General features: G+C 58.3%; 22 protein-coding genes. 7 read left to right on the top strand and 15 right to left on the bottom strand.

Annotated features, from left to right (window positions below; genetic code table 11):
• Window positions 1–94: 94 nt before the first annotated feature.
• The 3 genes from BM316_RS04125 to BM316_RS04115 all read right to left on the bottom strand — a co-directional run bounded on the left by BM316_RS04125 (window position 95) and on the right by BM316_RS04115 (window position 3,780).
• A complete protein-coding gene (locus BM316_RS04125) occupies window positions 95–1,612 on the bottom strand; it encodes an NAD(P)(+) transhydrogenase (Re/Si-specific) subunit beta (RefSeq protein WP_090204323.1) in 1,518 nt (505 codons plus the stop codon).
• 13 nt (window positions 1,613–1,625) lie between these two features.
• Window positions 1,626–3,206, bottom strand: a complete 1,581-nt coding sequence (locus tag BM316_RS04120; RefSeq protein ID WP_090204321.1) for a Re/Si-specific NAD(P)(+) transhydrogenase subunit alpha — start codon at window positions 3,204–3,206, stop codon at window positions 1,626–1,628.
• A 124-nt stretch (window positions 3,207–3,330) separates the two neighbouring features.
• Complete coding sequence (locus tag BM316_RS04115) at window positions 3,331–3,780, bottom strand: methyltransferase family protein (protein WP_090207508.1); 450 nt, start codon at window positions 3,778–3,780, stop codon at window positions 3,331–3,333.
• 78 nt (window positions 3,781–3,858) lie between these two features.
• Between BM316_RS04115 and BM316_RS04110 the strand changes: the two genes are divergently transcribed.
• Both BM316_RS04110 and kynU read left to right on the top strand, forming a co-directional pair.
• Window positions 3,859–4,617, top strand: a complete 759-nt coding sequence (locus tag BM316_RS04110) for an SDR family NAD(P)-dependent oxidoreductase (protein WP_090204317.1) — start codon at window positions 3,859–3,861, stop codon at window positions 4,615–4,617.
• A complete protein-coding gene (kynU, locus tag BM316_RS04105; protein ID WP_090204313.1) occupies window positions 4,617–5,810 on the top strand; it encodes a kynureninase in 1,194 nt (397 codons plus the stop codon). Before BM316_RS04110 ends, kynU begins: the two co-directional genes overlap by 1 nt.
• On the opposite strand, the gene BM316_RS04100 is transcribed toward kynU, so the two are convergent.
• Entirely contained in the window at window positions 5,807–6,661 is an 855-nt protein-coding gene (locus BM316_RS04100) for a YihY/virulence factor BrkB family protein (RefSeq protein ID WP_090204310.1), read from the bottom strand. The two genes, kynU and BM316_RS04100, sit on opposite strands and share 4 nt — an antisense overlap.
• A 152-nt stretch (window positions 6,662–6,813) precedes the next feature.
• Between BM316_RS04100 and BM316_RS04095 the strand changes: the two genes are divergently transcribed.
• On the top strand, window positions 6,814–7,455 hold the full coding sequence (locus BM316_RS04095) for a nucleoside/nucleotide kinase family protein (RefSeq protein WP_090204308.1): 642 nt from the start codon (window positions 6,814–6,816) through the stop codon (window positions 7,453–7,455).
• Between the two features lie 64 nt (window positions 7,456–7,519).
• On the opposite strand, the gene BM316_RS04090 is transcribed toward BM316_RS04095, so the two are convergent.
• From BM316_RS04090 to BM316_RS04075, 4 genes are all read right to left on the bottom strand, one after another.
• Window positions 7,520–8,830, bottom strand: a complete 1,311-nt coding sequence (locus BM316_RS04090) for a TRAP transporter large permease (protein WP_090204305.1) — start codon at window positions 8,828–8,830, stop codon at window positions 7,520–7,522.
• The gene (locus BM316_RS04085) at window positions 8,827–9,330 is read right to left on the bottom strand and encodes a TRAP transporter small permease (protein WP_242649740.1); all 504 of its coding nucleotides are present in this window, start codon (window positions 9,328–9,330) and stop codon (window positions 8,827–8,829) included. Before BM316_RS04085 ends, BM316_RS04090 begins: the two co-directional genes overlap by 4 nt.
• Window positions 9,331–9,395: 65 nt before the next feature.
• Window positions 9,396–10,427 (bottom strand): TRAP transporter substrate-binding protein, encoded by a 1,032-nt coding sequence (locus tag BM316_RS04080; protein ID WP_090204299.1) that lies wholly within the window; start codon window positions 10,425–10,427, stop codon window positions 9,396–9,398.
• A gap of 41 nt (window positions 10,428–10,468) precedes the next feature.
• The gene (locus BM316_RS04075; protein ID WP_090204297.1) at window positions 10,469–11,155 is read right to left on the bottom strand and encodes a fumarylacetoacetate hydrolase family protein; all 687 of its coding nucleotides are present in this window, start codon (window positions 11,153–11,155) and stop codon (window positions 10,469–10,471) included.
• 116 nt (window positions 11,156–11,271) lie between these two features.
• Here BM316_RS04075 and BM316_RS04070 point away from each other — a divergent pair, with 116 nt between their 5' ends.
• Genes BM316_RS04070 through BM316_RS04055 form a run of 4 tightly spaced genes read left to right on the top strand, consistent with a single transcriptional unit; the run spans window position 11,272 to window position 15,152 of the window.
• Window positions 11,272–11,901, top strand: a complete 630-nt coding sequence (locus tag BM316_RS04070; protein ID WP_090204293.1) for a paraquat-inducible protein A — start codon at window positions 11,272–11,274, stop codon at window positions 11,899–11,901.
• Window positions 11,901–12,503 (top strand): paraquat-inducible protein A, encoded by a 603-nt coding sequence (locus BM316_RS04065; RefSeq protein WP_090204290.1) that lies wholly within the window; start codon window positions 11,901–11,903, stop codon window positions 12,501–12,503. Before BM316_RS04070 ends, BM316_RS04065 begins: the two co-directional genes overlap by 1 nt.
• Window positions 12,500–14,593, top strand: coding sequence for a PqiB family protein (locus BM316_RS04060; protein ID WP_090204287.1), 2,094 nt, complete (start codon window positions 12,500–12,502; stop codon window positions 14,591–14,593). Before BM316_RS04065 ends, BM316_RS04060 begins: the two co-directional genes overlap by 4 nt.
• Window position 14,594: 1 nt before the next feature.
• The gene (locus tag BM316_RS04055) at window positions 14,595–15,152 is read left to right on the top strand and encodes a PqiC family protein (RefSeq protein WP_090204285.1); all 558 of its coding nucleotides are present in this window, start codon (window positions 14,595–14,597) and stop codon (window positions 15,150–15,152) included.
• On the opposite strand, the gene BM316_RS04050 is transcribed toward BM316_RS04055, so the two are convergent.
• From BM316_RS04050 to BM316_RS04020, 7 genes are all read right to left on the bottom strand, one after another.
• Window positions 15,149–16,282: a Gfo/Idh/MocA family protein gene (locus tag BM316_RS04050; protein ID WP_090204282.1), complete on the bottom strand. Its 1,134-nt coding sequence runs from the start codon at window positions 16,280–16,282 to the stop codon at window positions 15,149–15,151. The genes BM316_RS04055 and BM316_RS04050 overlap by 4 nt on opposite strands.
• A gap of 52 nt (window positions 16,283–16,334) precedes the next feature.
• The gene (locus BM316_RS04045; RefSeq protein WP_090204278.1) at window positions 16,335–17,387 is read right to left on the bottom strand and encodes a sugar phosphate isomerase/epimerase family protein; all 1,053 of its coding nucleotides are present in this window, start codon (window positions 17,385–17,387) and stop codon (window positions 16,335–16,337) included.
• Window positions 17,388–17,461: 74 nt separating this feature from the next.
• Window positions 17,462–18,286 carry a metal ABC transporter permease gene (locus tag BM316_RS04040; protein WP_090204276.1) on the bottom strand — a complete coding sequence of 275 codons (825 nt, stop codon included), beginning with the start codon at window positions 18,284–18,286 and terminating at the stop codon, window positions 17,462–17,464.
• Window positions 18,283–19,134: a metal ABC transporter permease gene (locus BM316_RS04035; protein ID WP_090204273.1), complete on the bottom strand. Its 852-nt coding sequence runs from the start codon at window positions 19,132–19,134 to the stop codon at window positions 18,283–18,285. Before BM316_RS04035 ends, BM316_RS04040 begins: the two co-directional genes overlap by 4 nt.
• Window positions 19,135–19,136: 2 nt before the next feature.
• Complete coding sequence (locus tag BM316_RS04030; RefSeq protein ID WP_090204270.1) at window positions 19,137–20,021, bottom strand: manganese/iron ABC transporter ATP-binding protein; 885 nt, start codon at window positions 20,019–20,021, stop codon at window positions 19,137–19,139.
• Window positions 20,018–20,902, bottom strand: a complete 885-nt coding sequence (locus BM316_RS04025; protein ID WP_090207505.1) for a metal ABC transporter substrate-binding protein — start codon at window positions 20,900–20,902, stop codon at window positions 20,018–20,020. Before BM316_RS04025 ends, BM316_RS04030 begins: the two co-directional genes overlap by 4 nt.
• 203 nt (window positions 20,903–21,105) lie before the next feature.
• Window positions 21,106–22,035 (bottom strand): AEC family transporter, encoded by a 930-nt coding sequence (locus BM316_RS04020; RefSeq protein ID WP_090204268.1) that lies wholly within the window; start codon window positions 22,033–22,035, stop codon window positions 21,106–21,108.
• Between the last annotated feature and the right edge of the window lie 6 nt (window positions 22,036–22,041).

The following is a 22,041-nucleotide window of genomic DNA, read 5'->3' as shown; positions in this document are numbered from 1 at the left end:
AATATAGTTGGTTTCTCTGCGGCTGCAAATGCCACAGCAAAAAGGGCGGCGCTTTACCGCACCGCCCCTTCAAATTTCAGATTGGATCTGACGCTTAGTCGATCTTTGGCAGCAAGGCATCAAGCGATGCCTTGGCGTCGCCGTAGAACATCCGGGTGTTGTCCTTGAAGAACAGCGGGTTCTCGATGCCCGAGTATCCGGTACCCTGACCGCGCTTGGAGACAAAGACCTGCTTGGCTTTCCAGCACTCCAGAACCGGCATCCCTGCAATCGGGCTGTTCGGGTCATCCTGAGCTGCAGGATTCACGATGTCGTTGGAGCCGATGACGATTGCCACATCTGTATCAGGGAAATCGTCATTGATTTCGTCCATCTCCATCACGATGTCATAGGGCACTTTGGCCTCTGCCAGCAGAACGTTCATGTGGCCCGGCAAGCGTCCCGCGACAGGGTGGATTGCGAAGCGCACATTCTTGCCTTTGGCGCGCAGCTTCTTGACCAACTCGCTGACCGCGTTCTGTGCCTGTGCAACCGCCATACCGTAGCCCGGAATGATGATGATGCTGTCAGCTTCGTTCAGCGCGGTTGCGACGCCGTCAGCGTCGATTGCCACCTGTTCGCCTTCAACGGCCATCTGCTCACCCGCAGGACCGCCAAAGCCGCCAAGGATCACGCTGACAAACGACCGGTTCATCGCCTTACACATGATGTAGGAAAGGATCGCACCTGACGAGCCGACAAGCGCACCAACAACGATCAGAAGGTCGTTGCCCAGCGAGAAACCAATCGCCGCTGCGGCCCAGCCTGAGTAGCTGTTGAGCATCGACACAACGACCGGCATGTCCGCGCCACCGATGCCCATGATCAGGTGGTAGCCGATAAAGAGGCCCGCCAATGTCAGCAGCACCAAGGCCCAAGACCCGCTGCCGGACAGATACATGACCAACAGAACAACCGACAGAATAGCCGCACCGGCATTTAGCAGGTGACCGCCAGGCAGTTTCTTGGCACTTGTATCAACCTGGAATGGCAGCTTCGAGGAATTGCCAGCCAGCTTGGCATAGGCAATGACCGAGCCGGTAAAGGTGACTGCACCGATCCAGATACCCAAGACCAGTTCGACCCGCAGAATACCGATTTCAACCGAGGACTTCTTGGCAATCAACTGGCCAAAGCTGCTGAGGCCTTCGTAGACGTCCTTCGGCAAACCGATGGCGGTGTAGCCATCTGGTCCGACTGCGCCCAGAACCTGCCCGTTGGCAGCGTAGATGTCCGAGATGTAGTTGATCATCAGGTCCGCGTTGAAGCCGACGAACACCGCCGCCAAACCGACAAGCGAGTGCATGATCGCAACCAGTTCCGGCATTTGGGTCATTTCGACCTTTGTGGCCAGTTGGTAGCCCACATAGCCGCCACCTGCGATCAGCAGAAGCGAGAACAACCAGAGCCCTGCTCCCGGACCGATCAGGGTCGCAAAGACAGCGATGCCCATACCGACGATGCCGTACCAGACGGCCCGCTTGGCGCTTTCCTGTCCGGACAGACCGCCGAGCGACAGGATGAAGAGAACACCTGCGACGACATAAGCCGCTGTAGTAAATGCGTTTTCCATTTGCCCTGCTCCTTTAAGACTTCTGGAACATGGCGAGCATGCGCCGTGTCACGAGGAAACCGCCGAAGATATTGACGGCAGCCATGAAAATACCGAGTGCGGCCAAGAGCGTGATCAACATGCTTGTTGACCCCACTTGGATCAGCGCCCCGAGGATGATGATCGAGGAAATCGCGTTCGTCACCGCCATCAGCGGTGTGTGCAGCGAGTGTGCCACGTTCCAGATGACCTGGAAGCCGATGAAGACAGACAGAACGAAAACGATGAAGTGCTGCATGAAGCTGGCAGGCATTCCGGGGATCAGGCCGATGCCGAGGATCAGCGCCGCACCAATCGCCAACAGCCCGACCTGATTGCGCGTCTGCTGTTTGAATTGTGCAACTTCCTGTGCCCGCTTTTCTTCTGCGGTCAGCTCTTTCGGCTTTTCCTTCTTGGGTGCCGCTGCAATCGCAGCCACTTTCGGCGGCGGCGGCGGGAAGGTGATTTCACCCTTGTGTGTCGCGGTTGCACCACGGATGACGTCATCGTCCATGTTGTGATTTGGCTGACCATCCTTTTCAGGTGTCAGGTCGGTCATCATGTGACGGATGTTTGTGGCGTAGAGCGTCGAAGACTGCGCGGCCATGCGGCTTGGGAAGTCGGTGTAGCCCACGATTGTCACGCCGTTGTCGGTGACAATCTTTTCGTCCTTGACGGTCAGCTTGCAGTTGCCGCCGCGTTCAGCGGCAAGGTCAACGATGACCGAACCGGGCTTCATGCTTTCGACCATGTCCTTGGTCCAAAGCTCTGGCGCGTCGCGGCCAGGGATCAGCGCCGTTGTGATGACGATGTCCATATCCGGAGCGATTTCGCGGAATTTGGCAAGCTGTGCCGCGGCGAATTCCGGTGATGAAACGGATGCATATCCACCTGTCGCAGAGCCGTCCTGCTGTTCTTCCTCAAAATCGAGGAAAACAAACTCGGCACCCATCGATTCAACCTGCTCGGCCACTTCGGGGCGCACGTCGAAAGCATAAGTGATGGCACCCAGTGACGTCGCCGTGCCGATTGCTGCCAATCCGGCCACACCGGCGCCGACCACGAGCACCTTTGCAGGTGGCACCTTGCCAGCGGCTGTGACCTGACCGGTAAAGAACCGGCCAAAGTTGTTGCCGGCCTCGATCACAGCGCGGTAGCCCGCGATATTGGCCATGGACGACAGCGCATCCATCTTTTGCGCGCGCGAAATTCGTGGCACCATGTCCATTGCAATGACGGTTGCGCCCTTGGCGTTGGCCGCTTCCATCAGCTCTTTGTTCTGTGCCGGATAGAAGAAGGAGATCAGCGTTTGACCTTCGCGCAGGCGCTTGATCTCGACATCCTCTGGTGGACGCACTTTGGCAACGATATCAGCAGCCTTGTAGAGTGCTGCAGCAGTCTTGACGACTTCGACGCCAGCCTCCTGATACGCCTCGTCAGAAAAACCTGCGGCAAGTCCCGCGCCGGTTTCAATAACGCAATCATAGCCAAGTTTTTGCAAATCTTTGGCTGAAGCTGGCGTCATTGCGACGCGATCTTCACCCTCGATGATCTCTTTTGGTGTGCCGATTTTCACGGAGCGTCCCCCATCTCATTTCTTGCAGTCAGGATGCATTATCCCGCGACAGATTATTTCACAAGTGAATGGCTGCTATGACATATAATGTCATACGCTAACAGTGCCGCTTTGACGCGGCGTTTCACACCCAACGGCGCGTTTTCTGGCAATAGCGGGCAAAATCAGCGCGAAACTTGCGGCGCAGGCGGCCTTCTTCGGGAATGATGAAACGCTCTTGGATGGTGAACATAAAAAGCGGAACCAGCAACAGTGCCACGGGTGCCTCCCACCGCAATGCCAGCCCAGCGAGGATCAGGGTATCGCCAAGGTAGATCGGATTGCGGCTGCGTTTGAAAATGCCAGTTGTGACAAGCGCATCAGGTTCCCGATGGGGGATGATCGTCGTGCGCCGCCTGCGCATTTCGTAGGCGGCAAGAAGGATCAGCACAAGACCGCCCCCAACGAGTAGGCCCCCCAGAAGATCAAGCGCGGGATGACCCACACGCCATGACAGCGGTTGCAGGCGGCCGATCCACCACGTGATCAAAAGTGACGCGGCAAGCCAGACAGGAGGGAGATCAATCCATTTCATCTGCCGCAGTGTAACCTCCGCTTTGGCCTTGTCCATGCCGCGCCCTCAGCTAGCATGCCGCCAAATGGGAGGACATGGATGGAACATTCTGGCAAACATGCCATTGTCACTGGTGGCGGCACGGGGATTGGAAAAGGGATTGCGCTTGCTCTCGCCGAGGCCGGCGCAGAGGTGACGATCACGGGACGACGTGCTGACAAGCTCGATGAGGTCGCAGCAGGCCATCCACGCATCCATGCTCAGGTCATGGACGTCGCTGATGAAACTTCGGTCAGAGACGGGATTGCCGCCGCGGCGGCAGGGCGCGGGCCGGTCCAGATTTGTGTCGCGAACGCCGGAATCGCAGAGGGCGGCCCCTTCGAAACCACCACGCTTGCCGACTGGCATCGCACCATGCGCATCAACCTCGATGGTGTGTTTCTGACATTTCAGTCGGCCCTTGCCACGCTTGAACATGACACACCCGCCCGCATGATCGTCGTCAGTTCGATTGCAGGCGTGCGCGGCCTGAAAAACGCCATTCCCTATACTGTGACCAAACACGGTGTGATTGGTCTGATCCGCGGCCTATCAGAGGAATACATGCGCCGCCCCATCACCTTCAACGCCCTTTGCCCCGGGTACGTCGATACGGCCATTGTCCAGAACCAGCTGCCAGGTCTGATGCGCCGCTTTGGTGTGGATGAGGCGGGCGCAGTAGAGATCATCGCCAAGGGCAATCGCCACCGCAAACTGCTGGAGGTCGATGAAACCACGTCAGCGGCGATGTGGCTCTGCTCTGACGGTGCAAGAAGCATCAACGGGCAAACGATACAGATTTCAGGCGGTCAGGTTTGATGACGGATTTCAGCAAAACCAAAGACATGTTCCATTTGCCGGAGGGCATGATTTACCTCGATGGCAATTCGCTTGGCCCCTTGCCGAAAACGGCTGCCGCACGGATTGCCCGTACTGTCACCGATGAATGGGGTGAGATGGTCATCACCGGTTGGAACCGGGCCGAGTGGATGGCGCAGCCCTCTACCATGGGTGACCGGATCGGGCGGCTGATCGGTGCGGCACCGGGTCATGTGGTGGTCGGTGATACGCTCTCGATCAAGGTCTATCAGGCGCTGGCCTCAGCCATTGATCTGGTGCCTGACCGCAAGGTGATCCTGACGGACAGCGGCAATTTCCCGTCCGACATCTACATGGCAGAAGGCTTGATCAAGTCACTTAGCCGTGGACATGAGCTACGCGTCGTTGCGCCGGAAGATGTTGCTGCGCATATCGACGATGACTTGGCTGTGCTGATGCTGACCCAAGTGGACTACCGCACGGGCCGAATGCATGACATGGCCGATCTGACGCAACGCGCCCATTCGGCTGGCGCAATCGCGATGTGGGATCTGGCACACTCCGCCGGAGCGCTGGAGGTTGATCTGGCAGGCTGCGACGCCGATTTTGCCGTCGGCTGCACCTACAAGTATCTCAACGCCGGTCCCGGTGCCCCTGCCTTCATCTATGTCTCTCCGCGCCACGCCGCTACGGTGCGCCCTGCGCTTTCAGGCTGGCTTGGGCATGAGGCGCCATTTGCATTCGATCTCGATTACCGTCCCGGAGCGGGGATCGAACGGATGCGCGTTGGCACACCGCCCGTGTTGCAACTGGCGGCTTTGGATGCGGCGCTGACGATTTGGGACGAAGTTGATATGTCGGCGTTGCGTCAGCAAAGCATCGCATTGACCGAGCAGTTCATCGTCGGGGTCGAAGCGGCCTGCCCGGACCTGGAACTTGCCAGCCCCCGCGATCCGGAACAGCGCGGCAGTCAGGTGTCGTTCCGGTTTGCCCAAGGTTATGCGGCCATGCAGGCCTGCATCGCGCGGGGAGTTGTCGGAGATTTCCGCGCCCCCGACATCATGCGCTTCGGGTTTACGCCTCTGTTCATTGATGAAGGCGACGTCGATGCCGCCGTCGCGATCATTGCCGAGGTCATGCAAAAGCGTCTTTGGGATGAACCCGCCTACCAGCGGAAAGCGCGTGTCACCTAGGCCGTTTCAGCCGCAACCTCTTCCGGTTTCGGCGGTCCGTATGTGTGGACCGCCGCATTCAGGGCCGCGCCCAACAGGATCAGATAGGCGCTGACATAGAGCCAAAGCAAAAGGCCAATCACGGCCCCGATGGAGCCATACACCTCATTGTAGCTGGCAAAGTTGGTCAGATAGACCGAGAGGCCGACCGATGCCGCTATCCAGAGCACAATGACCAGAACCGCACCGATTGTTATCCATCGCCCACGATAGCCCGTCCGCGTCGGGCCGAAACGATAAAGCAGGCTAATCCCGATCAAAAGGACACCCAGCGCGATCAACCAACGCAGGCCTTCCAGCAACCAGGCCGTCGAATTTGTAAGCGGGATGAAGGCGAGGATCACCGGAACGATCACGACCACGGTCAAGGCCACAATGGCCAATGCCACCAGAACAACCGTCAGGATCAGCGCGACAAGAACCTGCCGCAGACCGCTGCGTGTCCGCTCGCCTGCAATTGCGTTTAGACCACCGATCAAGGCCCCGACACCTGCGCGCGCCGACCAGAGCGCCAGAAGGATCGAGAAAACCGTAGCCCAGCCCAATGCATCCTCAGGCGTGAGCAACAGGCGGTTTACCTGAATTGCCAAAAGCCGATAGGCATCTTCCGGAATGATCCCTTCCATCAGACGGAGCTGCTCAGCAATGATCGCGGGGTCCGCAACGATGCCAAAGATCGCGATGACAGCAGCAATGGCCGGAAAGATGCCGAACATGCCAAAGAATGCCACACCGGCAGCAATCAGACCGATATGTTTGTCTGCGGCGGTCGTCCAGACCTGCACAAGTATGCGCCAGATTTCTCTGATCATGGGCGGTTGGGCCTCCGATTGCTCTGATAGAAACTAGAGCGCATTGCAACGATTTGCCAATCAACCACCAGAAAACCGTTCACATTGCCGCAAACATGATCCTATGATGGCCGCAAGAGAGTGAACAACTCCAGCAAGGGACAGGCATACCCGTGAACACGTTGACGAACCACGTCAACACGCTTGCAGAGCGTGTTTTGGAACAAGATAGCCCGCGATTTCTTGTCGGCATTGCTGGCGCACCTGCGAGCGGGAAATCGACTTTGGCCTCTGAGCTGGCCCGCCGTCTGAATGCGCAGGGACGCAAGTCGGTTGTGGTGCCGATGGATGGCTTTCATCTGGACAACAAGATCCTTGATGCACGTGGCCTGCGCCCGCGCAAAGGTGCGCCTGAAACCTTTGACGCGCCCGGATTTTTGCGCATGGTGACGGCCCTCAAGACCGGTGATGAGGTATTCGCGCCTGAGTTTGATCGCCCGCGTGATCTGTCGATTGCGGGTGCGGTGGCGGTGCCGTCTTCGGCCAAGGTTGTGATTGTTGAAGGCAACTACCTGATGTTCGATGAAGACCCTTGGCGAAAACTGGCGCCGCTTTGGGATCTTTCGGTGCGTGTGGACGTGCCCCTGCCTGAATTGCGCGCGCGCCTCATCCAGCGCTGGCTGAGCCTGAATTACTCGTCCGCTGTCGCCACGCGCCGTGCCGAAGGCAACGATATCCCCAATGCGCAGCGGGTCATGGAACAGGCGCTCACCTGTGATGTCACGTTGAACGGCCAGCCTGCCCCGCGATCCTGACGCGCCAGCGTCTTCATCTTGGCAAAAAAACTCCCGCCGGAGGCTCCGGCATCGGCCAGAGGCGCTAGATCAGGACCAATGTGATCGCGGGAAACATCAGCAGGATTACCACCCGCACCACATCGGACCCGACAAAGAACAGCACAGACTTGTAGGTCGCGGTCATTGGCGTCTCACGGTCCATGCTGTTGATGATGAAAAGGTTCATTCCCACAGGCGGTGTGATCAGCCCCACCTCGACCACGATCAGGACCATGATCCCGAACCAGATCGCCAGTTCCTCGGTCGTCATGCCGAAGTCGAGCCCTTGGATCACCGGCCAGAAGATCGGCACAGTCAGCAGGATCATCGACAGGCTGTCCATCAGACAGCCAAGGATCAGGTAAAAGACAAGGATCATCACCATGACTGTCCATGGCGAGAAGCCTTGCGCTGTGACCCAGGCCGAGAGTTCCTGCGGCACCTGCGTCAGCGCGAGGAAACCATTGTAAAAGGCTGCGCCCAACACGATGAAAAAGATCATGCCGGTGCCGGTGGCGGTCTCGTAGATACTGTCCCTGAGGACGCCGAGGTTCAGCGTGCCCGAAAAAAGCGCGATCAGTCCTGTGCCCAGCGCGCCCACGGCCGCCCCTTCCGTGGGGGTGAACCAGCCGTTGTAGATACCGCCCACAACAAGTCCGAATACCAGCAACACGGGCCAGACGGCGGCAAATGCTTTCATCCGTGCGCCATAGGGCATCCGCTCTTTTATGCCCGCCTGGTCAGGATAAAGCCGCACATAGATCGCAATCGTGATCATGTAACCAAGGGCTGCGAGAATGCCGGGAATGATCGCGGCGGCAAAGAGCTTGGCGATATTCTGTTCGGTCAGGATCGCATAGATCACAAGGATCACTGACGGCGGGATCAGGATACCGAGCGTGCCTCCTGCGGCCAAAGTCGCCGTGGAAAACCCGCCCGAATAGCCGTATTTGCGCAACTCCGGCAGGGCTACGCGGCTCATCGTGGCGGCGGTGGCGAGTGACGATCCGCAAATCGCCCCGAAACCCGCGCAAGCCCCCACGGCTGCCATTGCCATCCCGCCTTTGCGGTGCCCCAGCCACGCCTCTGCCGCTTTGAACAGCGCCCGCGACATGCCCGAGTGGGTTGCGAATTGCCCCATCAGCAAAAACATCGGGATAATTGACAGGCTGTAATTGCTGAAGGTCGAATAGACTTCGGATTTCAGCCGCGCCATGAAAACCGTTGTGCCATCCGTCGCCAGCCACAGCCCCCCGATCCCGCAGAGGAGCATCGCAAGACCAATCGGCGCGCGCAGGAAAATCAGCGCCAGAAGAACCGGAAAGGACAGGTATCCAAGGGCCAGGTCGCTCATGTCTCGCGCTGCCCCGTCAGGCGCATTGCCGCGCAGTAGAGGCTGACGACTGCGGCGACAATCGCCGCAAACAGGCTCGCCGCATAGGCCCACCAGATCGGGAACTGGATCAGATAAGTCGTCTCGCCATAACGCAGCTTGTCCTGCAGGCCTGCATAAAGCCGCCATGTGATCAGAACGATGATCACGGCCATGACCAAGCTCCAGAAAGTGCCAAGAGCGCGGTTGAGGCCCGGCCTCATACCGCTGGTGAAGACGTCCACCTTGGCGTGCGCGCCTGACAGTTGGGTCAACGGCAGAAAGGCAAAGATGGTGAAGGCCATACCGGCCTCGACCAGTTCGAAGTCACCGAGGATCGGTCCCACACCGAGACCCAACAGCCAGTCACCAACACCACCAAGCCAACCACCGTGTGACGCATCGGCTAACTCGCGGCCTGCCACACTGACACAGACCATCAGCACCAAAGCGCAGAGCACGATGCCGCCCAGCAGGGCCATGCCCTGCGCAAGTTTTTCTATCAGCTTGTGCAGCACGTCCCTGCCCTACCCGATGTCTCGGGGGGTCAGTTACCTGTGTTGTTGGCCTCAATCAATGCGACAGCATCGCGGTAAAGGCCTGTGCCGTCGATGCCTGCGGCATCAGCCTCTGCAATCCAGGCGTCAATGGTTGGTGCGGCGGCCTCTGCCCATGCTGCCGTCTGATCGGCATCCAGCGTGATGATGGTGTTGCCACGCGCCTCGGCGATGGAGCGCGCTGGCCTATCTGCGGCTTGCTGCGTGCGGCCGGCAAAGGCGGAAAACTCAAGACCGGAGTTGCTGTCAATCACAGCCTTCAGATCATCGGGAAGGGCCGCATAGCTGTCCTTGTTCATCGCGAAGATAAAAGCCAGTGTATAAAGCGCGTTCCCGGTGAATTCGGTATGGTTCTCGACCAGTTCCTCAACCTTGAGCGAAGGCATGACCTCCCATGGAATCACGGCACTTTCGATGACACCGCGTGACAGCGATTCAGGCACAGCAGGCACCGGCATTCCGACAGAGGTCGCACCAAGATTGGTGAAAAGCGTTGTCGTGGTCCGCGACGGCGCACGCAGTTTCAGCCCGCGCAGGTCCGAAACCTCGGTAATCGGCCGATTGGCGTGGATCACGCCAGGACCATGCACCCACAGGCCAAGCGGCTTGAAATCGGCAAAGTCGGTATCCATCATGCGCTCTTCGGCCAGTTGCCAGTAAGCGCGGCTGGTGGCTTCGGCATCCGGTGAGATGAAGGGCAGCTCAAAGACCTCCAACTGCGGAAATCGGCCCGGTGTGTAGCCTGCCACCGTCCAGACGATATCTGCCACACCATCAATGACCTGATCGATCAGTTGCGGCGGTGTGCCGCCCAATTGCATCGACGGGTAGCGCTCGACCTTGATCCGGCCATCGCTGTCCGCCTCCACGCTGTCAGCCCAGACGTCGAGGATCTGCGCAGGCACAGTCGATTGCGCGGGCAGGAACTGATGCAGGCGAAGCGTTACCTCCTGTGCCATAGCAGTTGTGGCAAATGTGGTGGCGGCCAGAAAGCCGAGCAATGTGCGGCGCGTAGTGGTCATGGCGGTGTCTCCGTCCGAGAAATGCGTTTGCGGCGACTTAATCAGATAATCCGCGTCTCAACAGGGGCAAAATCGCCAATCGTGCCGCGTAAAACGTCACCCTTCACCACCGGGCCAACACCGGCAGGCGTGCCGGTCATGATCAGATCACCGGGATGCAATGTGTAAAGCGTTGAAAGATCTGCAATGAGTTCCGAGATTGACCACACCATATCGCCAAGCGTGGCTTGCTGCCGGACGATGCCGTTGACCTCAAGCTGAATCACGAGATCCTCGACAGGCATGTCTTCTTCAGCAGGTATGAGCGGTCCGAGGATCGCAGCATTGTCGAAATCCTTGCCTGTATCCCATGGGCGGCGCTTTTCCTTGGCGGCTGCCTGCAAGTCGCGCCGTGTCATATCAAGCCCGCAACCGTAGCCAAAGACATGGGACATCGCATCTGCCTCGGCGATGTTCTTGCCACCCTGTTTCAAGGCTACTACCAACTCCATCTCGTGGTGCAGATCGCTCGTGCGAGGCGGGTATGGCATATCGTGGCCTGACAGCAGGACGGCATGTGCTGATTTGGTAAAGTAAAACGGTGCTTCGCGGTCGACCTCATGTCCCATTTCCTTGGCGTGATCGGCGTAATTGCGTCCGACGCAAAAGATACGCCCGATCGGAAAATCCGCCTCTCCTTCGACGGGGAGGACAGGGTTTGGTCGCGCTGGGAAAAGCAAATCGGTCATATCAGCCTCTTGTTGGGTTATTGAAGCAAGTCAGGGCTTAGCATATCTGTGCCAAAGGCGATAACCTCGCCAAAAGAGCGGGGCAAGCCCCGCACCTTAGGGAGCACGCCGCACGCATGACCGCATCACTTCCACCACTGGATGATCTGATTGCCTGCCCGCAGTGTGACACGTTGCACCAAGCACAGGATTTGCCACCCGGATCAAAGGCGCATTGTTCGCGCTGTGGTGTCCTTTTGATGACCTCGAAACCAGAGGCTGTCGCGCGCATTCTTGCGTTGGCAATAACTGCGTTCATTCTGATGATCGCAGCCGTCAGCTTTCCGTTCTTGTCGCTTGATGCAGGTGGATTGACCAATGCCACCTCGGTCATTGATGCGGTTCTGGCCTTCCGCGACGGACTGGCATTCCCGCTGGCCGTGGCCGTTGCTTTCTTTATCATCGTGATCCCGCTGATGCGGTTGAGCGCGCTGATCTATGCACTGGGTCCGTTGGTCCGCAACGCCGCGCCGCGCAGCTACGCAAGGGCCGCATTTACGCTGGCCGAACGCCTCAGACCCTGGAGTATGGCTGAAATTTTCATCGTCGGGGTCACAGTTGCCTTGATCAAAGTAGCTGGTCTCGCGGCCGTGACCATCGGTCCGGCCTTCTGGGCTTTCGCCGGCGTCGTGGTCATAACTGTTCTCAAGGATCAAATGATTTGTAGGTATTCGATTTGGGAAATGCTGGACAAAGCCGAGGCCTGATGTCCGCGCGCAAGGCGGGGCTGGTGGCGTGCCGCAGCTGCGGGCAGGTGCACCAGCTCGGATCGACCGTATGCAAACGCTGTGGCGGTCCGCTGCAAAGTCGCGACGAGCAAAGCCTGCAAAAGGTCTGGGCATGGCTGATCGCGGGGATCATCGCCTACATCCCGGCCAACGTCTATCCGATGCTGCTGACATCAACACTGATCGAACGCTCCGAGAGCACAATCATTGGCGGCGTCGTCGAACTGGTCGACTATGGCTCCTATGGTGTGGCCGCGATTGTCTTTATCGCATCTGTGATGATCCCCATCGGCAAGTTTGTCGCCGTTGGATATCTGGCGCTGAGCATCCAGTACGGTTGGAACGACAGGCAACATCAGCGGCACCGCGCCTACGAAGTGGTCGAATTCATCGGGCGCTGGTCAATGATCGACGTCTTTGTCGTTGCGATCCTTTCAGCACTGGTGCAACTGGAAACTATTGCTACGATCAACCCCGGTATTGCCGCAGTGAGTTTCGCCCTTTCGGTGATCTTTACTATGCTGGCCGCGCAAGCTTTTGACTCGCGTCTGATTTGGGACGCCGACAGGACGACGACATGACAGACACTCCGCCATCTGGCCCAGCGCCACTGGACATCCGAGAAGGCAGGTCGCGCCCTACCACGCGGCTGTCGATCGTCTGGCTTGTCCCGCTGATTGCGCTGGCTGTTTCGCTTTGGGCGGCGTGGCAGAGCTACGTCGACCGGGGCACACTGATCACGATCAGCTTCGAGAACGCTTCTGGCGTCGTTGCAGGCGAGACAAAGATCAAATACCGCGACGTCGATGTGGGCGAGGTCGAGCGTGTGGAATTCTCCGATGGTCTCTCGGATGTTCTGGTACACGCCAGAATAGACAAGACTGTCGCACCTTTCCTTGATGACGATGCGGAGTTCTGGGTTGTGCGCCCCGATGTCTCTGTCCGCGGGATTACAGGCCTCGAAACCGTGCTTTCAGGCGTTTTCATCGAAGGGAACTGGGACACCGAAGCTGATGTGCAGCAATATGAATTCACCGGCCTTGAAACACCCAACCTGACCCGCGCGTCGCAGCGCGGCACCAGCGTGGTTCTGAGGGCCGACGACGGTGGCAGCATCGCGGCAGGCGCACCGGTTCTGCATAAGGGGATCGAGGTCGGCTATTTAGAAGAACCGGAACTGTCGTTCGATGGCCGTCAGGTCGTCGTCAGTGCCTTTATCGAAAGCCCCTATGACCGTCGCCTGACGACCGCCACGCGCTTTTGGGACACATCAGGTTTCAGTGTATCATTCGGGGCGAACGGTGTTTCGCTCAACGTCAATTCACTTGCGTCGTTGATCGAAGGCGGTATCGCGTTTGACACACTGGTCTCTGGCGGCAGTCCGATCAACGAAGGGCATCGCTTCGATATCTACGACGACCGTCAGGCCGCCCGCGAAAGTCTGTTCTCCGACCCCAACGAAGAAGTCCTGCGCATCGCCGTCCTCTTTGAGGAAACCGTCAGCGGTTTGACATCTGGCGCCGAGGTCAGGTTGCAGGGTATCCGCGTTGGCGAAGTCAGCGACCTCAATGCAATCGTCGTGGGCGAAGGCGAGCGGGCACAGGTCCGTTTGCAGGCCGTCCTTGATATCGAGCCGTCCCGTTTGGGCATGGAAGGTACGGCAAATGCCGACACCGCGCTGATCCTGTTGTCTGATCTGGTGGCCCGCGGCCTGCGCGCCCGCATGGTGACAGGCAATATCCTTGCAGGCACACTTGATATCGAATTGGTGCAGGTGCCGGACGCCTTGCCAGCAATCATCAATCTGACCTCGGGTGAATTCCCGGTCATCCCGACGACCGAGTCGCAGATATCCGACGTGGCCGCGACTGCAGAGGGTCTCTTGGCACGGGTCAATGCCCTGCCTGTCGAAGAGCTTCTCGACAGCGCGATCAGCCTGATGGGCAGCGTTGAGCGGCTCGTCAATGACGACGCGACCCGCGCGACACCAGAGGCGCTGGTGGCCCTGCTTGACGAAACCAGATCGCTGGTCACCTCGCAGGATGTGCAATCTATCCCGAGCGAGATGCGTGTGATGTTGGCTGAAATCGAACAACTGATCGGGGACGCAAACGAGTCCGGCCTAATCGCCGATCTGGATGTCGCCCTGGCATCCGTTACGCAAGCGGCCGACAATATCGAATTGGCGACACGTAACCTGCCGCAGATCACGGCAGATATCGAAGCACTGACCCAACGCGCCACAGAGCTGGAGTTCGAGGTGTTGATCACATCGGCCAGTGACACGCTCAGAGCCATCGACACGCTGATCAGCACCGATGCGGCCATAGCCCTGCCTGCGTCACTGAACGGTGCACTCGATGAGATGCGCACATTCCTCGCCGAAGTCCGGGAAGGCGGCGCTATCGAGAATGTCACAGCCGCGCTGGAAGCCGCCAATCAGGCCGCGCGCGCGATAGAGGCGTCCGTGCAAGACCTGCCGGCACTGGCTGCGCGGGCAAACCGCCTCGTGGCCCAGACCGAAGAAGTGATCGAAAGCTACAGCCAACGCTCCCGCTTCGGGGCCGAAACCCTGCAAACGCTGCGAGACATCCAGGACGCGGCTGACTCTGTGACGACGCTCTCACGACAAATCCAGCGCAATCCCAATTCCTTGCTGACAGGACGCTAAGATGAAATCTGCCCTGCCCCTTGCCTTGACCGCACTGCTCGCAGCCTGCTCTGCCCCGATCGAGCGGATTGCGCTCACTCCGCAGCCCTCAGCGCTTGAATTGCGACCGCTGGTCGGCTCGGCAATGGTGCGCACGGTCTCGCTGCCAACCTATGCCGCTGCCGAGGAAATCGCCGTGGAACAGGCGGGTGGGCTGATCGCAACCTCAGAGGACATCCTTTGGGCTGACGACCCCGAACGTGCGGTGACACTGTTCCTGACGCAAAGCCTCGCTGACATCCTCAACACAACGGTCGGTCCGGAGCCGTGGCCATTTGTCGGGCTGCCGGATGTGTCCACTGATGTGCAGGTGGCCCAGATGATCGCTGGCGCAGATGGCACGTTCCGACTGACCGGACAGGTCTACGTGGGCGGTGACGGCATCAATTTCCGCAACAGCGCCGACACATTCGCGATTGTGGTCCCGATGGTCGATCAATCACTGGCGAGCATCAGTGCCGCGCAGTCAGCAGCCCTTGTCGAACTGTCCGAGTTGATCGCTGGTAAATTGGGGCGCTAGGCAAGCGTGACCCAAGCACCGTCACGCTTGGACGAGCGGACACAGGCGTCAACAAACTGCATGCCCTTCAACCCGTCCTGCACTGTCGGATAGATGACGTCATCTGCCACCTTGTGTCCGTCACGGTGGGCCTCAATGGCCTCGGCCGCCTCACGATAGATTGTGGCGAAACCCTCAAGATATCCCTCAGGATGCCCGCCGGGGATACGCGTGACGCGGGCGGCATCAGAGGTGCTGCCTGCCCCGCCACGGGTCAATAGCTGCTTGGGCTGCCCCAGTTCGCTGAACCAAAGCTGATTTGGGTTTTCCTGCGCCCACTCCAAGCCTGCTTTTTCACCAAAAACCCGCAGGCGCAGACCGTTCTCATTGCCGGGTGCGACTTGAGAACACCACAGCATCCCCCGCGCGCCACCTGCAAACCGCATCATCACATGGGCGTTGTCATCAAGCGCGCGCCCGCTGACAAAAGCCTGTAAATCCGCCGACAGGCTTTCCAACGTCAGCCCCGTGACAAAGCTGGCAAGGTTAAAGGCGTGGGTGCCGATATCACCGGTAGATCCGCCGATCCCTGAGCGTTCCGGATCGGTCCGCCATGCGGCCTGCTTGCTGTCATCGGCCTTGCTGAGCCAATCCTGCGCATATTCAACCTGCACCACCCTGATCTTGCCCAGACGCCCTTCGGCCACCATCTGCCGCGCCTGCCGCATCAGGGGGTATCCTGTGTAGTTATGGGTCAGAACAAATAGCGCATCGCTTTCCTCAGCGGCCTTCACCAGCTTCCTGGCATCCGCCATGGTAGATGTGAGCGGCTTGTCACAGATTACATGAATACCACGTTTGAGGAATTCGCGCGCAGCCGCGTAATGCACATGGTTCGGCGTGACGATCGCGACGGCCTCAATCCCGTCTTTCAGCCGTGCCTCCCTGATCGCCATGGCTTTGAAATCATCGTAGGTGCGCGCAGGATCAAGACCCAGCGCCGCGCCAGAGGCCTGCGCTTTCTCTGGTGTCGAAGACAAGGCACCCGCAACCAACTGGAAGCGTCCGTCAATCCGCGCAGCGATGCGGTGGACGCCACCGATAAAGGCATCATTGCCGCCTCCAACCATGCCCAAACGGATCGGTCTCATATCCTCACCTTTCTCATCATTTTGCCCAAAATACTCCCGCCGGAGGCACCTGTCAGATGCCAAGCATCCGGCGGTTGGTTGCCTCATCCACATCGCCACCGGCGAAATCGTCAAACGCGCGTTCGGTCACACGAATAATATGATCCTTGACGAATTGCGCGCCCTCACGCGCCCCGTCCTCCGGGTGTTTGAGCGCACATTCCCACTCGACAACAGCCCAGCCCCCGAAATCATTGGCCGCCATTTTCGAAAAGATGGCCGCGAAGTCCACCTGCCCGTCACCGAGCGAACGGAAGCGGCCTGCGCGATCGACCCATGATTGGTAGCCGCCGTAAACACCCTGCCGTCCGGTGGGATTGAACTCGGCGTCCTTCACATGGAACATCTTGATGCGGTCCTTGTAGATGTCGATATTGTCGAGATAGTCGAGGCATTGCAGAACGTAGTGCGACGGATCGTAAAGCATGTTGCAGCGTGCATGTCCGCCAAGGCGTTCAAGGAACATCTCAAACGTCACGCCGTCATGCAGATCCTCGCCAGGATGGATCTCGTAGCAGACATCGACACCACATTCCTCTGCATGATCGAGAATGGGCCGCCAGCGGGTCGCCAGTTCGTCAAAGGCCATCTCAACCAGTCCGGCCGGGCGCTGCGGCCACGGATAAACGTATGGCCATGCCAGCGCGCCGGAAAAGGTCGCCATCTCTGTCAATCCAAGGTTTTTCGAGGCGCTGAGCGCCTTTTTGACCTGATCGACCGCCCAGACCTGACGTGCGTTGGGATTGCCTTGCACCTCAGGCGCGGCAAATGCGTCAAACGCTGTGTCATAGGCGGGGTTCACAGCAACCAGCTGTCCTTGCAGATGGGTTGAGAGCTCCGTCACCGTGACACCATTGGTCTCGGCCTCGCCCTTGAACGCGTCACAGTAGGTCTTGCTCTCCGCCGCCTTTTCCAGATCGAAGAACCGCGCATCCCAACTGGGAACCTGCACGCCGGCATAGCCGCAATCGGCCGCCCATTTGGTGATCCCGTCCCATGTGTTGAACGGCGCGTCATCACCTGCAAATTGCGCCAGAAACAGTCCCGGTCCCTTGATGGTTTTCATGACAGCCTCCCTGCTTGTTAGCGCAAACTATATCGATTTAGAGGCGCGAGACCACCCCTGTTCTCGGATAGGTTTCACGCGGCCTGACGCATCTTGAGATTGGCACGGATAAATGCCGCGATAAAGATGATGGTCAGGACAAGGATCACCGTCGGTGCCGGGGCACTGTCAAGAAAGAAGCTTGCGTAGACGCCTGTCAGCCCCGCGAAAACGGTGACACCAACGGCGATCGGCAGCATGTAGGCAAAGCGTTTCGTGATCAGGAAAGCAATTGCCCCCGGCGCGATCAGAAGCCCGATTGCCAGAATGATGCCCACAGCGGAAAGCGTGGCCACAATGGTCAGCGAGATCATTGCAAGCAGCCCGTAATGCAGCCAGCCAACCTGAAGGCCAACAGCCTGCGCCTGAACCGGATCAAAGGTGTGCAGCATAAATTCACGCCGCTTTGCCAGAATAATGACAGCGACCACTGCGGCAATGCCACCTGCCGTCAAAAGGTCTTGCACGCTCACACCAAGCATATTGCCAAAGAGAATGTGATCGAGGTGCATGTCGGTGGTGATCTGGGTGTAAAGCACCAATCCAAACCCAAACATCCCTGAAAAGACCACGCCCATGACGGTATCCTGTTTGACCCGGCTGTTGCCTGCAAGAAATCCGGTGCTCAGTGCACAGATCATCCCCGCAACAAAGGCGCCGATCAGCAAGGGAATACCAAGGATAAAGGCAATGACGATCCCCGGCAGCACCGCGTGGCTGATCGCATCACCCATTAGCGACCAGCCCTTCAGCACCAGAAAACAGGACAGAAGGCTCGTTGGCACAGCAATGATCGCCATCATCATGAAAGCGTTGTTCATGAAGGCAAACTGGAAGGGAAACAGCAGTGTCTCGATCATGACCGTAATGCCTCCGCCGCCCGGCGACGCGCAGCAAGGTATCCGTGCTTTGGTGCAAAGAAGAATGCCGCGAGGAAGATTACGGTCTGTAGGCAAACAATGATGCCACCTGTCGCCCCATCGAGGAAATAGCTCGCATAGGCCCCGACAAAGCTGGTCCCTGCCCCTATACTCACGCTCAAGATCAGCAGTCGCGGGAAACGATCTGTCAGCAGATAAGCTGTCGCGCCGGGCGTGACGACCATGGCAATCACCAAGAAAGCACCAACCGTTTGCAGCGCCGCGACGCAGGACGCCGAAAGCAACGTGAAAAAGACGATCCGCAGAACATCCGGCCGCAACCCGATCGAGCGCGCGTGGTTCTCGTCAAAGAAGGCAACCATCAGGTCCTTCCATTTCGCCAAAAGCACCGCAAGTGTCACAAAACCGATGATTGCCAGCTGCAGTGTATCCGTCGGCGTAATCGCGAGGATATTTCCCATGGTGATTGTCTGAACGCTGACCGACGTGGGATTAAGCGACACCATGAAAAGGCCCAGACCAAAGAAGGACGTAAAGATCAGACCGATGATGGTATCTTCCTTCAGACCTGACCTTTGATTGAGAAAAAGCATCGCGCCGGCAGCAAGCCCGCCCGCCGCGAAGGCGCCAAGTGCGAATGGCAAACCAAGGATATAGGCACCGGCGACCCCCGGCACGATTGCATGGCTCAAGGCATCACCGATCAGCGACCACCCCTTGAGCATCAGATAGGCCGACAAAAAGGCGCAAATCCCACCGACCAACGTACTGACCCACATCGCGTTGAACATGTAGCCATAGCTGAACGGCTCAAGCAGAAGGGCCATGCTCAGACCTCTTCTTTATCTTTTGAGGTACTCTCGTCTGCCACAGCCGGCGGGGTCTCTTCGCCGTAGACAACGAACGGGCGTTCGTCATCGGTGATCACCCTGATCTGGCGGCTGTCATCGTCATCATGTAGGTCGGCACCACCCAATACAAAGTGCCTCAGCACACCCCCGAAGGCGGTTTCGAGGTTGTCGTGTGTGAAGGTGTCCTCGGTCAGCCCGTAAGCCAACACAGTACCTTTCACCAGGATCGTCCGGTCGCAGAACTCTGGCACAGAGCCAAGGTTGTGGGTCGAAACAAGGATCACGCGCCCTTCATCACGCAAATCGCGCAAAAGTGCGATAATCGCGTCTTCGGTCTGCACATCAACGCCGGTAAAAGGCTCATCCAGCAGAATGACCTGTCCTTCCTGCGCAAGCGCGCGGGCCAGAAAGACCCGCTTGCGCTGACCACCAGAGAGTTCGCCGATCTGGCGCTGACGAAACGCCGTCATATTGACCCGTGCCAATGCCTCTGCCACGGCTTTGTGGTCGGCTGCCTTTGGTCTGCGGAAAAATCCCATGTGGCCGTAACGCCCCATCATCACGACGTCTTCGACGAGAACAGGAAACGACCAGTCAACCTCTTCGGCCTGCGGAACGTATGCGACAATGTTCCGGCGAAGCGCCTCCTTGACGGGCATATCAAGGACGGAAATCTCGCCCCGCGCTGCGGGGACAAACCCCATGATCGCCTTGAACAAGGTGGACTTTCCGGCGCCGTTCACCCCCACCAGCGCAGTGATGGTTCCGGTCGGGATTTCAAAACTGGCATCATGCAACGCGGTATGCCCGTTCCGGTAGGTCACGGTCACATGCTGTGCAATGATGCCAGTTGTTTTCGTCATTCCGTCAGGCCAGCCGCAATCGTTTCACTCGTCACCCGTAGCAGATCAAGATAGGTCGGCACAGGGCCATCCGTCTCTGTCAGGCTATCCACATAGAGCACGCCCTTATATTCGGCATCTGTCTCGCGCGCGACCTGTTCGGCAGGCGCTTGGCTGACGGTGCTTTCACAGAAAACCGCAGGGATATTGTTTTCGCGCACGGTATCAATCACGCGGCGCACCTGCTGCGGTGTGCCTTGCGCATCAGCGTTGATCGGCCAGAGGTAGAGTTCTTTCATCTGGAAATCCCGTGCCAGATAGCTGAACGCGCCTTCGCATGACACCAGCCACCGCTGATCTTCGGGAACTGCAAGCACCTGTTCGCGCAGCGGTGCAATGGCCGCAGTAATCTCTGCTTTGTAGCTTTCAGCGTTCGCGGCATAGGTTTCTGCGTTGTCAGGGTCGTGTTCGATAAAAGCATCGCGAATATTGTCGACGTAGATCAACGCGCTCTCAAGGCTCATCCAGGCGTGCGGGTTTGGTTTGCCGTCATATGAGCCTGACGAAATGCTCATCGGTGTGATGCCCTCGGTCAGGATGGCACTTGGCACGTCGTCGAGGTTTGCAAAAAACTGCTCGAACCAAAGTTCGAGGTTCAGCCCGTTCCACAAGATCAGGTCCGCATCCTGCGCGCGGATGATGTCACGCGGTGTTGGCTGGTAGCCATGGATTTCCGCCCCCGGCTTTGTGATGCTTTCAACGATAGCGGCATCCCCTGCCACGTTTTGCGCCATGTCGGCGATGACCGTAAATGTGGTGACAGCCTTGAAACGGTCTTCCGCAAAGGCAGGCAGTGCCATCAGCCCGGCACAAATGGTGCTCAAGAGCAGACCCGAACGCATCATATAATTGATCCTTTCATCAGTTGGACAGTTTTTGTGTATGAGAGTTCCGCGCTGCCGTAAATGCAAATGCGAATAGTTCTCATTATTGATAGATGGGATATAGATTGCCCGCGACACCCGCCAAGGGGTCGGCGGCTTGCCGATGTGAATTTATTCTTGAATGTTGAGGCTTGCTGCGCCGACGCAAGGCGGACCGCTGGTCACGGCAAAACTGCCAACCATACCCAGACCGTCACGATGGACAGACCCGTGCCCATCAGTACGGCTGATGCAGCGACACGTCTGGCCCGTCCGTACATATTGGCAAAGACGTAGGTGTTGATGCCTGGCGCCATTGCGGCGGTCAGGATGGCCGAGCGCAGGGCCGCATCCGACAGATCATTGGCTTGTGCCAGCACCCAGACAATGACCGGATGCAGGACAAGTGAAATCGCCACTACAAAAAGGATAGTGCGCAGATCCCCTTCGGGACGATATCGATACAACACCCCGCCCAATCCAAAAAGCGCTGCCGGCAAGGCCGCCCTGACCATCAGGTCGATTGCATCAGTCAGAACGCCAGGCATCGGCAAACCGCTGATATTGACGATCAACCCCAATGTGATGCCGAGGATGAGTGCGTTCTGGAACATCGCCTTAAGCACTTTGGCGGGAAGTTCGGTGACGCGCTCACCACGGTTTCTTGCAATCTCCATCGCGGTGATCCCGACCGCGTAGCAAAAGGGCGAATGAATCGCGATAATGGCATAATTCGCCTCAAGCGCGCTGACGCCGTAAGCCCGCTCGGTGATCGGCAGCCCAAGCAACAGCGAATTGGAAAACAGGCAGCAAAAACCGATTGCAATGCTGTCTTCCCAATCGCGCCCGAAAAGATAGCGCGCGCCGAATAGTCCAGCGGCAAAGCCTGCCAACGCCCCGATGTAGAAGCTCGCCAAAAGGGCCAGATCAAAGCTCTGCCCCAGATCAAGCGAGGAAATCGCCCGAAACAGAAGGCAGGGGATCGCGAAGCCTTGGGTGAACTTCATCAGGCCATCAACACCGGCGTCGCTGAAGTAGCCCTTCCAAACGGCCAAATAGCCAAAGCCGATGACCAGAAACACCGGCAGAATGACGTCAATCAACGCGCCCATCAGTTT

Source organism: Yoonia litorea, assembly GCF_900114675.1.
Lineage (GTDB): Bacteria > Pseudomonadota > Alphaproteobacteria > Rhodobacterales > Rhodobacteraceae > Yoonia > Yoonia litorea.
This window is presented reverse-complemented; position numbering and strand designations above follow the sequence as displayed.

Bases quoted from the DNA above. Each gene is read 5' to 3' on its own strand.
- BM316_RS04040 (WP_090204276.1), bottom strand. From the start codon at position 18,286: ATGATCGAGACACTGCTGTTTCCCTTCCAGTTTGCCTTCATGAACAAC.
- BM316_RS04020 (WP_090204268.1), bottom strand. From the start codon at position 22,035: ATGGGCGCGTTGATTGACGTCATTCTGCCGGTGTTTCTGGTCATCGGC.
- BM316_RS04035 (WP_090204273.1), bottom strand. From the start codon at position 19,134: ATGGCCCTTCTGCTTGAGCCGTTCAGCTATGGCTACATGTTCAACGCG.
- BM316_RS04125 (WP_090204323.1), bottom strand. From the start codon at position 1,612: ATGGAAAACGCATTTACTACAGCGGCTTATGTCGTCGCAGGTGTTCTC.
- BM316_RS04080 (WP_090204299.1), bottom strand. From the start codon at position 10,427: ATGACCACTACGCGCCGCACATTGCTCGGCTTTCTGGCCGCCACCACA.
- BM316_RS04090 (WP_090204305.1), bottom strand. From the start codon at position 8,830: ATGAGCGACCTGGCCCTTGGATACCTGTCCTTTCCGGTTCTTCTGGCG.
- BM316_RS04050 (WP_090204282.1), bottom strand. From the start codon at position 16,282: ATGAGACCGATCCGTTTGGGCATGGTTGGAGGCGGCAATGATGCCTTT.
- BM316_RS04100 (WP_090204310.1), bottom strand. From the start codon at position 6,661: ATGATCAGAGAAATCTGGCGCATACTTGTGCAGGTCTGGACGACCGCC.
- BM316_RS04030 (WP_090204270.1), bottom strand. From the start codon at position 20,021: ATGACGAAAACAACTGGCATCATTGCACAGCATGTGACCGTGACCTAC.
- BM316_RS04025 (WP_090207505.1), bottom strand. From the start codon at position 20,902: ATGCGTTCGGGTCTGCTCTTGAGCACCATTTGTGCCGGGCTGATGGCA.
- BM316_RS04085 (WP_242649740.1), bottom strand. From the start codon at position 9,330: ATGGCCCTGCTGGGCGGCATCGTGCTCTGCGCTTTGGTGCTGATGGTC.
- BM316_RS04060 (WP_090204287.1), top strand. From the start codon at position 12,500: ATGACAGACACTCCGCCATCTGGCCCAGCGCCACTGGACATCCGAGAA.
- BM316_RS04055 (WP_090204285.1), top strand. From the start codon at position 14,595: ATGAAATCTGCCCTGCCCCTTGCCTTGACCGCACTGCTCGCAGCCTGC.
- BM316_RS04070 (WP_090204293.1), top strand. From the start codon at position 11,272: ATGACCGCATCACTTCCACCACTGGATGATCTGATTGCCTGCCCGCAG.
- BM316_RS04045 (WP_090204278.1), bottom strand. From the start codon at position 17,387: ATGAAAACCATCAAGGGACCGGGACTGTTTCTGGCGCAATTTGCAGGT.
- BM316_RS04115 (WP_090207508.1), bottom strand. From the start codon at position 3,780: ATGAAATGGATTGATCTCCCTCCTGTCTGGCTTGCCGCGTCACTTTTG.
- BM316_RS04075 (WP_090204297.1), bottom strand. From the start codon at position 11,155: ATGACCGATTTGCTTTTCCCAGCGCGACCAAACCCTGTCCTCCCCGTC.
- BM316_RS04065 (WP_090204290.1), top strand. From the start codon at position 11,901: ATGTCCGCGCGCAAGGCGGGGCTGGTGGCGTGCCGCAGCTGCGGGCAG.
- BM316_RS04110 (WP_090204317.1), top strand. From the start codon at position 3,859: ATGGAACATTCTGGCAAACATGCCATTGTCACTGGTGGCGGCACGGGG.
- kynU (WP_090204313.1), top strand. From the start codon at position 4,617: ATGACGGATTTCAGCAAAACCAAAGACATGTTCCATTTGCCGGAGGGC.